General features: G+C 39.0%; 11 protein-coding genes and 1 other annotated feature. Of the genes, 10 read left to right on the top strand and 1 reads right to left on the bottom strand.

What is annotated here, in order from left to right:
• The first annotated feature begins 312 nt into the window (after positions 1–312).
• Positions 313–468, top strand: a complete 156-nt coding sequence (locus JQM81_RS12800) for a hypothetical protein (protein ID WP_235234161.1) — start codon at positions 313–315, stop codon at positions 466–468.
• A gap of 43 nt (positions 469–511) precedes the next feature.
• Here the strand turns inward: JQM81_RS12800 and JQM81_RS12805 are convergent, their stop codons facing one another.
• Positions 512–772, bottom strand: coding sequence for a hypothetical protein (locus tag JQM81_RS12805; RefSeq protein ID WP_235234164.1), 261 nt, complete (start codon positions 770–772; stop codon positions 512–514).
• 91 nt (positions 773–863) lie between these two features.
• Here JQM81_RS12805 and JQM81_RS12810 point away from each other — a divergent pair, with 91 nt between their 5' ends.
• From JQM81_RS12810 to JQM81_RS12850, 9 genes are all read left to right on the top strand, one after another.
• Positions 864–1,370, top strand: coding sequence for an SEC-C metal-binding domain-containing protein (locus tag JQM81_RS12810; protein WP_235234166.1), 507 nt, complete (start codon positions 864–866; stop codon positions 1,368–1,370).
• Positions 1,370–2,077, top strand: coding sequence for a YdcF family protein (locus JQM81_RS12815; protein WP_235234168.1), 708 nt, complete (start codon positions 1,370–1,372; stop codon positions 2,075–2,077). The genes JQM81_RS12810 and JQM81_RS12815 overlap by 1 nt, the downstream gene beginning before the upstream one ends.
• A 37-nt stretch (positions 2,078–2,114) precedes the next feature.
• Positions 2,115–2,330, top strand: a binding site (T-box leader).
• Positions 2,331–2,389: 59 nt separating this feature from the next.
• Positions 2,390–3,247, top strand: a complete 858-nt coding sequence (locus tag JQM81_RS12820; RefSeq protein ID WP_235234170.1) for an aldo/keto reductase — start codon at positions 2,390–2,392, stop codon at positions 3,245–3,247.
• A 16-nt stretch (positions 3,248–3,263) separates the two neighbouring features.
• A complete protein-coding gene (locus tag JQM81_RS12825; protein WP_235234171.1) occupies positions 3,264–3,698 on the top strand; it encodes an acyl-CoA thioesterase in 435 nt (144 codons plus the stop codon).
• A gap of 32 nt (positions 3,699–3,730) precedes the next feature.
• A complete protein-coding gene (thrS, locus tag JQM81_RS12830; protein ID WP_235234172.1) occupies positions 3,731–5,656 on the top strand; it encodes a threonine--tRNA ligase in 1,926 nt (641 codons plus the stop codon).
• Positions 5,657–5,727: 71 nt separating this feature from the next.
• Positions 5,728–6,045: a DUF1540 domain-containing protein gene (locus tag JQM81_RS12835; RefSeq protein WP_235234173.1), complete on the top strand. Its 318-nt coding sequence runs from the start codon at positions 5,728–5,730 to the stop codon at positions 6,043–6,045.
• 96 nt (positions 6,046–6,141) lie between these two features.
• Complete coding sequence (locus JQM81_RS12840; RefSeq protein WP_235234174.1) at positions 6,142–7,518, top strand: AI-2E family transporter; 1,377 nt, start codon at positions 6,142–6,144, stop codon at positions 7,516–7,518.
• 5 nt (positions 7,519–7,523) lie between these two features.
• Positions 7,524–8,444, top strand: coding sequence for a homoserine O-acetyltransferase MetA (metA, locus tag JQM81_RS12845; protein ID WP_235234176.1), 921 nt, complete (start codon positions 7,524–7,526; stop codon positions 8,442–8,444).
• Positions 8,445–8,511: 67 nt separating this feature from the next.
• Complete coding sequence (locus JQM81_RS12850) at positions 8,512–9,120, top strand: formate/nitrite transporter family protein (RefSeq protein WP_235234177.1); 609 nt, start codon at positions 8,512–8,514, stop codon at positions 9,118–9,120.
• Positions 9,121–9,293 lie beyond the last annotated feature (173 nt).

Consider the following 9,293-nt stretch of genomic DNA (forward strand, 5'->3'; position numbering starts at 1 on the left):
TCAAGATTTCGGGGTGAATCAGCCTGGTCACAAAATATCTGCTTCTTTTCCTGTTATGGATTCTTAGCGAAGGACTCCGCAATGGCAACCATCCCATCCATCCTCTCGCCGTACACACCCAATTACCAACTAACTCATCTAAATTCCCACTTAAGAAATCTCTAATAAATATTTTAGGTTTCATCCACATCCCAGACACATTTATCAGATAGAATAAAAGAGAATTGAAATTGTAAAAAGAAGGCATATTTTAGGATGAGTACCAATATAATAATAAGGCGTGAGTATGAATAACAGAATGGAGGTATTACGATGCGACAAAAAAGAGAAGAAAACTACCCAGAGGTAATATCGATGGAGGAATACCTTACGAAAAGAAAAAAAGTCAGAGAAAATGAGCAAAACAAAAGATGGGGAGGAATTGCAAAAGAGGATCATGCAATGGTTCTGGCAGAATTATATGTATAAGGATAAAAGCTGAGACAGGTCGAATTGGAGGACCTGTCTCTTCTTAATTTTGGTTGTGGCCGGAGGCTACAGATTCATCTGTTTGTTCAGCGTCTTCGATATCTGCCGAATTGTCTTTTGTAAGTTTATAGACAAGCGTGTAAGCATAGAGAAGCACTGGGAATATGATAGTGCAGGCAATAGACGCTTTTAACATACCTTTGGAGGCAGAATGGTCAATCAGCGCGAACAAGAGCGTACTGGCATACATGCTAAAAAGTAGAATTGCACCAATAGCGGACAGAATACGTTTTACTTTTTTCATAAGAATCATCCTTTACATCTTTTCAAGACTTTAGTATATTATATAAAGAGCAAGAGAAAATTGCAAATGAATACAAAGGAGTATAGAAAATATGAGTCGTACATTATTAGAACAATGGCAAGATATTGCTTATAATGAAAAAGCTGACAGAGGACAGCTTCAGAAATTCTGGGGGACTTATTTTCAAATTGAAAAAGAAATCTATGAACAGCTTCTGTCGAATCCAGATGAAGAAGTAAAGGGAACAGTCAAGGAATTAGCTGAAAAGTATGGTCAGGAAGTATTGACTATGGTTGGTTTCCTGGATGGAATCAATGAAAGCCTGAAAGAAGCGAATCCAATCGAGACAATGGATGAGGATACAGTAGTAAGTCTGGCATTTGACAAAGAAAAATTATATAAAAACATGGTAGCTGCAAAGGCTGACTGGCTGTATGAACTTCCACAGTGGAAAGATATTTATTCCGAGGAAGAGTTAAAGAAACTTTATAAAGAACAGAAAGAATCAGGTACGATTCGTAAAGAGAAGAAGATTGGACGTAACGATCCGTGTCCATGTGGTTCTGGTAAAAAATATAAGAAGTGTTGTGGTAAATAATGTTTTTAGTTTTGGGAATATTATGTCTGACGTACTATATACTTTTGTGTATTGTATTAAGAAAATGGAATTCAACGTTTTCAAGATTCTGGTTGGTGACAGGGATTCTGATGATCTTATGCTGGTGTCTGGCAAGCAGTTTTGAAGTGCAGGAGATGGTCTGGGAGATCCTGACATGTTTCATGCTTCTGTTTATTGTTACAGAAGGAATCATTGTAACAGGCATGTTCCCAAGGACACGAAAAGAAGTTTCTTGTCTGATTGTCCTGGGTGCACAGGTGAAAGGGAGAAGTATTACGGATTCTCTGAAACGCAGGCTTGATAAGGCACAAGAATATCTGGAAAGACATCCAGATACCAGAGTGATTGTCTCCGGCGGAAAAGGAAAAGGAGAAGAAGTGTCAGAAGCGGAAGCTATGGCGGGATACTTAATCTCATGTGGAATCGAGCAAAATCGAATCATTCTGGAAGATCAGTCGAGGACAACAAAAGAGAATTTAAAGTTATCTTCTCAGTACATAGAATGTATGGAAGATGAGATAGGAATTGTCTCGAATAATTTTCATATGTATCGCGCCTTACGTTATGCGAGAAAGCTCGGCTATCAACACCCATGTCCGATAGCTGCAAGCTGTCACCCAGTGTTGCTTCTAAATTATATGACCCGGGAATTTTTCGCCGTGTGGAAGATGTGGATATTATCTTGACAAAGAAAATGACCGTGTTATAATGTTTTCATATATGGAAAATACGTTGATGAGACGAGTAAGCTGGGAAATAAATAGCAGAGAGAGAAGTCATTGGCTGAAAGCTTCTTATTTAGGAACCTTCTGAAAACTACCTCTGAGTGACTGCAAAACAGTCCGGTGATTCCGTTATCATCAGTAATAAAGTGGTCTTGGTATTTGATGCCAGGGCAAGCAGGGTGGAACCGCGAGAAGAGAATGACTCGTCCCTTACAGCTGATGCTGTAAGGGATTTTTTATTCTATAAGAAACTTTGAGTAAAGGGTAATCAATATGAAAAGCATTTATGATTGTTATGAATTGAATAATGGGGTCAAGATTCCGTGTGTTGGATTTGGCACATATAAATCATCTGACGGATGTGGCGCAAAGGGTATTCGATTAGCGATAGAATCTGGTTACCGATATTTTGACACGGCTTCATTTTACCAGAATGAGGAATATCTTGCAGAGGCAATCCGGGAGACAGGAGTGAAAAGAGAAGAGCTTTTTCTGGCGTCTAAGTTATGGAAGGGTGATATGGGATATCACAATGTGAAAAAAGCTTTTGAATCTTCGCTTGAAAAGCTGCAGACGGATTATCTGGATTTGTATCTGATTCACTGGCCATTGCCAGAGGCAGGATATCAAGACTGGAAGCAGTTGGATATTGAGACCTGGCAGGCAATGGAGGAATTATACCGGGAAGGAAGGATTAAGGCGATTGGTGTCAGCAATTTTCTGCCGCATCATCTGGAAAATCTTCTTCAGAATACGCAGATTCGTCCGGCTGTTGATCAGATTGAATTTCATCCGGGACATACGCAGGAGATGACGTTAGATTATTGTCAGAAAAAAGGAATTCTTGTGCAGGCATGGAGTCCTTTGGGAAGAACAAGAGTGTTGGAGCATCCATTGCTTGTTGAACTTGCAGAAAAGTATGGAGTTTCTTCGGCACAGATTTGTATTCGTTATGCGATTCAGAGAAATGTGATACCACTTCCTAAGGCTTCATCATATGAACGTATGAAACAGAATCAGGATGTTTTTGATTTTATAATTACTTCAGAGGATATGTATCGAATCGGAACAATGCAGCCGACTGGGTGGTCCGGAGAACATCCAGATTGCGAAAGAATTTATTTTAAATAAAATAGAAGGTGTAAGAATGGATGAATGGAAACCTTATCAACATAAGGTGCAATATTATGAAACTGATCAGATGGGAATTGTGCATCATTCCAATTATATTCGCTGGTTCGAGGAAGCACGGACAGACTATATGGAGCAGATGGGCATGGGATATGATCAGATGGAAGAGAAAGGGATCATAAGTCCGGTCTTATCGGTGGAGGCTGAGTATCTTAGAATGGTTCATTTTGGCGATACCGTTACAATAGAGACTTTTGTTAAGGAATATAATGGAGTCAAGTTGACGGTAGGATATGAAGTGATTTCTTCCAAGACACAGATGGTGTGCTGTCGAGGATTCACAAGACATTGTTTCCTGAATCGAGAAGGGAAACCACTGTCTCTAAAACGGGCATGCCTGGATTTCCATAATATGTTTGCAAAAGGTTTAGAAAACCATAAAAATAAATAGCTTGCAATACTAAGAAAAGAGAGGGTAAAAACATGAAAATCACATTAAAAGACGGTTCTTCAAAAGAATATGCCGCAAGCATGTCAGTGCTTGACATTGCAAAAGATATCAGTGAAGGATTGGCAAGAGCAGCAACTTGTGCAAAGGTCAATGGAGATATCGTAGATCTGAGAACAGAGATTTCTGAAGACTGTGAATTGGAACTTTTAACATTTGATTCAGAGGATGGAAAAGGTGCATTCTGGCATACTACATCCCATATTATGGCACAGGCAATCAAACGTCTCTATCCTGAGACAAAACTCGCCATTGGTCCATCTATTGACAATGGATTCTATTATGATTTGGACAGAGAAACTCCATTTGTGGCAGAAGATCTGGAAAAGATTGAAGCTGAGATGAAGAAGATTGTGAAAGAAGCTCTGCCAATCGAAAGATTTACAAAATCCAGAGAAGAAGCAATCGCATATTTTAAAGAAAAAGATGAACCATATAAAGTGGAATTGGTTGAAGATCTTCCAGAAGGAGAGGAAATCAGTTTCTATCAGCAGGGAGAGTTCGTAGATCTCTGTGCAGGACCTCATTTGATGTCAACAAAGAATGTGAAGGCATTTAAGCTGACAAGTCTGGCTGGCGCTTACTGGAGAGGAAATGAAAAGAATAAGATGCTGACCAGAATTTATGGTATATCTTATCCAAAGAAAGCAGATTTGGATGATTATCTGCACATGATGGAAGAAGCAAAGAAGCGTGATCACAGAAAATTAGGAAGAGAACTTGGAATATTCATGATGTGTGATGAGGGACCGGGATTCCCATTCTTCTTGCCAAAAGGAATGGTTCTTAAGAATACATTGTTGGATTACTGGAGAGATCTTCATAAGAAGAATGGTTATGTTGAGATCTCTACTCCGATTATATTAAGCAGACATCTCTGGGAGAATTCAGGACACTGGGATCATTACAAGGATAATATGTATACGACTGTAATCGATGAGGAAGATTATGCAGTGAAGCCGATGAACTGTCCTGGAGGAATGCTGGTCTACAAATCAGAACCTCGTTCTTATAAGGATCTTCCGCTTCGTGTAGGAGAACTTGGTCTGGTACACAGACATGAAAAATCTGGAGCGCTTCATGGATTATTCCGTGTACGCTGCTTTACACAGGATGATGCACATATCTTTATGACTCCGGATCAGATCCGTGATGAGATTAAGGGTGTTGCAGGATTGATTGATGAAGTTTACAGCCTTTTTGGATTTAAATATCACGTAGAGCTTTCTACTCGTCCAGAAGACAGCATGGGAAGTGATGAAGATTGGGAAATGGCTACAGAAGGTCTGAAAGGTGCATTAGATGATCTTGGACTTGATTATGTTGTAAATGAAGGCGATGGAGCTTTCTATGGACCGAAGATTGATTTCCACCTGGAAGATTCCATTGGAAGAACCTGGCAGTGTGGTACAATTCAGCTTGATATGCAGATGCCACAGCGTTTTGATCTGGAATATACAGGCGCAGATGGAGAAAAGCATCGTCCGGTCATGATTCACCGTGTTGCATTTGGCTCTATCGAGCGTTTTATCGGTATTCTGATCGAACATTTTGCAGGAGCGTTCCCAACCTGGCTTGCGCCGGTACAGGTAAAAGTACTTCCAATTTCAGAGAAACATCTGGAATATGGACAGAAAGTGCTGGCTGAACTGGAAGCTGCAGGAATCCGTGCTGAGATTGATGAAAGAGCTGAGAAGATCGGTTACAAGATCCGTGAGGCACAGATGAATAAGATTCCTTATATGCTGGTAGTAGGCGCAAAGGAAGAAGAACAGAATCTGGTATCTGTAAGAAGTCGTTTTGCTGGTGATGAAGGTCAGAAAGAGATTGGAGCATTTATCAAAGATATCAAAGAGGAGATTGATTCCAAGACACAGCGTGAAGTTGTAAAAGAGGACTAAACAGACGGTTAAAGCTTAGAAAACAGGGCATAATATACCATGATATTTTATAATATTTAGGAGGTAAGATTATGCCAGAATTAAAATGTACAGTACAGACATGTACTCATAACAAGAATTTCTATTGTGATTTGGACAGCATTGTGGTGGGAGGAAATTCTGCGAAGCGTTCAGAAGAGACCTGTTGTGATAGTTTTGAAGAACGTAAGGGAGATTCTTACAGCAATGTAACAGGAGAAGCTTCTTCGAAAAGTGATATTGATTGTAAGGCAACTGAATGTATGTATAATGACGAATGTAAATGTCATGCCGGAAAGATCAGTGTAGAAGGAAGCGATGCTTGTCAGTGCGAACAGACAGAATGTGCCACTTTCAAGTGTGGATGTTAAAAGGGAAAGGGAAGCGTTGAGCTTCCCTTTTTTAGTTGACGAGGATTTGCGCAAAGGGTATAATTATTTTATCTGCGTAGGGAAGAGGATGATAGAATGAACATGGAAGAAGAGCCAAAAAAAGAGGAACAGGAAAAGTCGAAAAGTTCAAGTGGACAGGCTTATTATTCCAGCAGACCAAAGATTGGAGGAAGAGGACCTTCCAAGCTGCGCCAGCAGTTTAGCAGGGGAATGTCATATTTTCTTGTGATTGCGGCCAGCCTTATATTTTATTTTGTATTATTAAGACTAACGAATCTTTCGGATGGTTTTCTGACTGTTTTCGGAGTTTTGAAGCCGGTGGTATATGGCTGCGTGATTGCATATCTGTTGAATCCAATTGTTAGAAAAATTGATAAATACCTTGTGCCTGCTTTGGAAAGATACATAAAGAAACGTGAAAAAGCAGAGAAGATTTCGCGTGGTGTTGGTATTTTTGTGTCGCTGGTCTTGATGGTTGTGCTAATTGTGACATTGTGTAATCTGTTGTTGCCGGAGTTATATTCAAGTATTCGGAATTTGATTTTTACATTGCCAAGACAGTTGACCGAATTGGTAAATGAACTTAGTGACGTGAAATTTAACGATTCTACTACATCAAAATTAGTCAAGACAGGGATACAAGAAGGAACTGATATGTTTCTAAACTGGTTGAAGACCGACTTTTTAGATAAGGTGAATGCATTCATGTCGAATTTGACCGTAGGAATGATTAATTTTCTAAGTGAATTGTTTGATGCATTGATCGGAGTAATTATATCTATCTATCTGCTATTTAGTAAAGAACTATTTACACGTCAGACAAAAAAGTGTGTCTATGCTGTTTTTTCTCCAAGACATGCGAACATGATACTTCATCTGACTACAAAAGGTAATGAGATATTTGGTGGATTTATTATTGGGAAACTTATTGATTCGGCGATTATTGGAGTATTATGTTTTATAGTTCTTAGCATATTGAAGATGCCTTATGTGGTTCTGGTCAGTGTAATTGTCGGAGTTACCAATGTGATTCCATTTTTTGGACCATATATTGGTGCGATTCCAAGTGCAATCTTAATTCTGTTGGTGGATCCAGTCAAGGGAATTTATTTTATTATTTTTATTTTGTTACTGCAGCAGTTTGATGGGAATATCCTGGGACCGAAGATATTGGGAAATTCTACAGGATTATCGGCTTTTTGGGTTATCGTGGCAATTCTTCTTGGGGGAGGATTGTTCGGATTCGTAGGAATGATTATGGGTGTTCCTACATTTGCAGTTATCTATTACATTGCGGAGATGATTATTAATTATCGACTGGAGCGGAAGAAATTGCCAGAAGAATCTAAGTATTATGATGCTATGAGCTACGTTGATGACGAAGGAAATTACTGCCATTCAGAAGAGCAGAGAATGGCGATAAATGAAGAAAAGAAAGAAAAAGGGGAATAAGTATTATGCCAATTAGAGTTCAAAATGATCTTCCGGTAAAAGAGATACTGGAAAGTGAAAATATATTCGTGATGGATGAACACCGGGCGACGCATCAGGATATCCGCCCAATTAAGATCGGACTTTTAAATCTGATGCCTCTAAAAGAGGATACAGAACTTCAGATATTAAGATCGCTGTCTAATACGCCGTTGCAGGTGGACGTTACTTTTGTGATGGTTTCAAGTCATCAGGCTAAGAATACATCCGTAAGTCACTTGAACAAATTTTATCAAAAATTCGAAGAAATTAAGAATCAGAAATTTGATGGTTTTATCATTACTGGTGCGCCTGTAGAGCAGATTCCATTTGAAGAAGTTGATTATTGGGATGAATTAACAGAAATTATGGAATGGACGAAAAAAAATGTGACATCAACACTTCATCTTTGTTGGGGAGCACAGGCAGGAATTTATTATCATTATGGAATTGATAAAGTACAGATGGATAAAAAGGTGTTTGGTGTGTTCTGGCATAAAGTTTTGAATCGGAAGATTCCATTAGTTCGAGGTTTTGATGATGTTTTTTTGGCACCGCATTCTCGCCATACAGAGGTACCGATGGATAAAATCCGCGCAGATAAGAGATTAACTGTACTTGCGGAGTCAGAAGAAGCCGGTCTGTTCCTTGCTATGGCCCAGGACGGCCGCCAGATCTTTGTGATGGGACATCCAGAATATGACAGAGTTACACTTGACGGAGAATATAAGAGAGATTTGAGTAAAGGTCTTCCAATTGAAATACCGAAAAATTATTACAAAGATGATAATCCGGAGAATAAACCATTGTTGACATGGAGGGCAACGGCAAATAATCTCTATACGAACTGGCTGAATTATTATGTATATCAGGTAACACCGTATGATCTCATGGGAACACCATTTTAGAACAATTTGTAAAAAGAGAATTGAAAAGAAATCGTCAGTTTTCCTAATTGGGGTGTAGGAGGAGAAGATGAAGAAGAATATTAAGATGTTTTTGTTGGCTATAGGAGCAGGACTTGCAATTTCAATTGGTGGAACAGTATATTTATCTGTGGATAATAAAATTATTGGATCCCTGTTATTTGCTGTAGGATTGTATGCTATTGTGTTAAATGGTCTCTTTCTTTACACAGGAAAGGTCGGATATCTGGTTGTTCAGAGCGACAAGATAGAATATCTGGGCCTTCTGGCTATTACTTGGCTTGGTAATCTGGCAGGTACCTGGATTGGGGCAGTGGCAGTTTTAAATACAAGGATTCAGGGGATCCGTGAAAATGCAGTCGGTATCTGTGAGACGAAGCTGGCAGATGAACCGTTGAGTATTTTCCTGCTTGCCATTTTTTGTGGTATTTTAATGTATATTGCTGTAGATGGATTTAAGGAGAAAGAGAATCCTCTGATTTTGTTTATCTGTGTCAGTGTTTTTATATTAAGTGGATTTGAACATTGTATTGCTAATATGTTTTATTTTAGTATTGCAGGAGCATGGTCGTTAAAAACAATTGTTTATCTGATAATTATGACGTTGGGAAACAGCCTGGGAGGTGTGTTGATTCCAAGCCTGAAAAATTGGAAATAGTCAAAAGAGATAAGAATTAAGTATGCAGTTGCAAAATTGCATACTTTATAGTGGCTCAGTTGTCAAGACAAAAATCTAAGATTTTTATAATGAACTGATATGGTGAACAAGTTACAAGGAACATGGAGAGAACAGTGGAGCACTCCCCAGATCCAATATATGCTAAGCTACAT

Source organism: Faecalicatena contorta (genome assembly GCF_021531895.1).
Lineage (GTDB): Bacteria > Bacillota > Clostridia > Lachnospirales > Lachnospiraceae > JAFBIX01.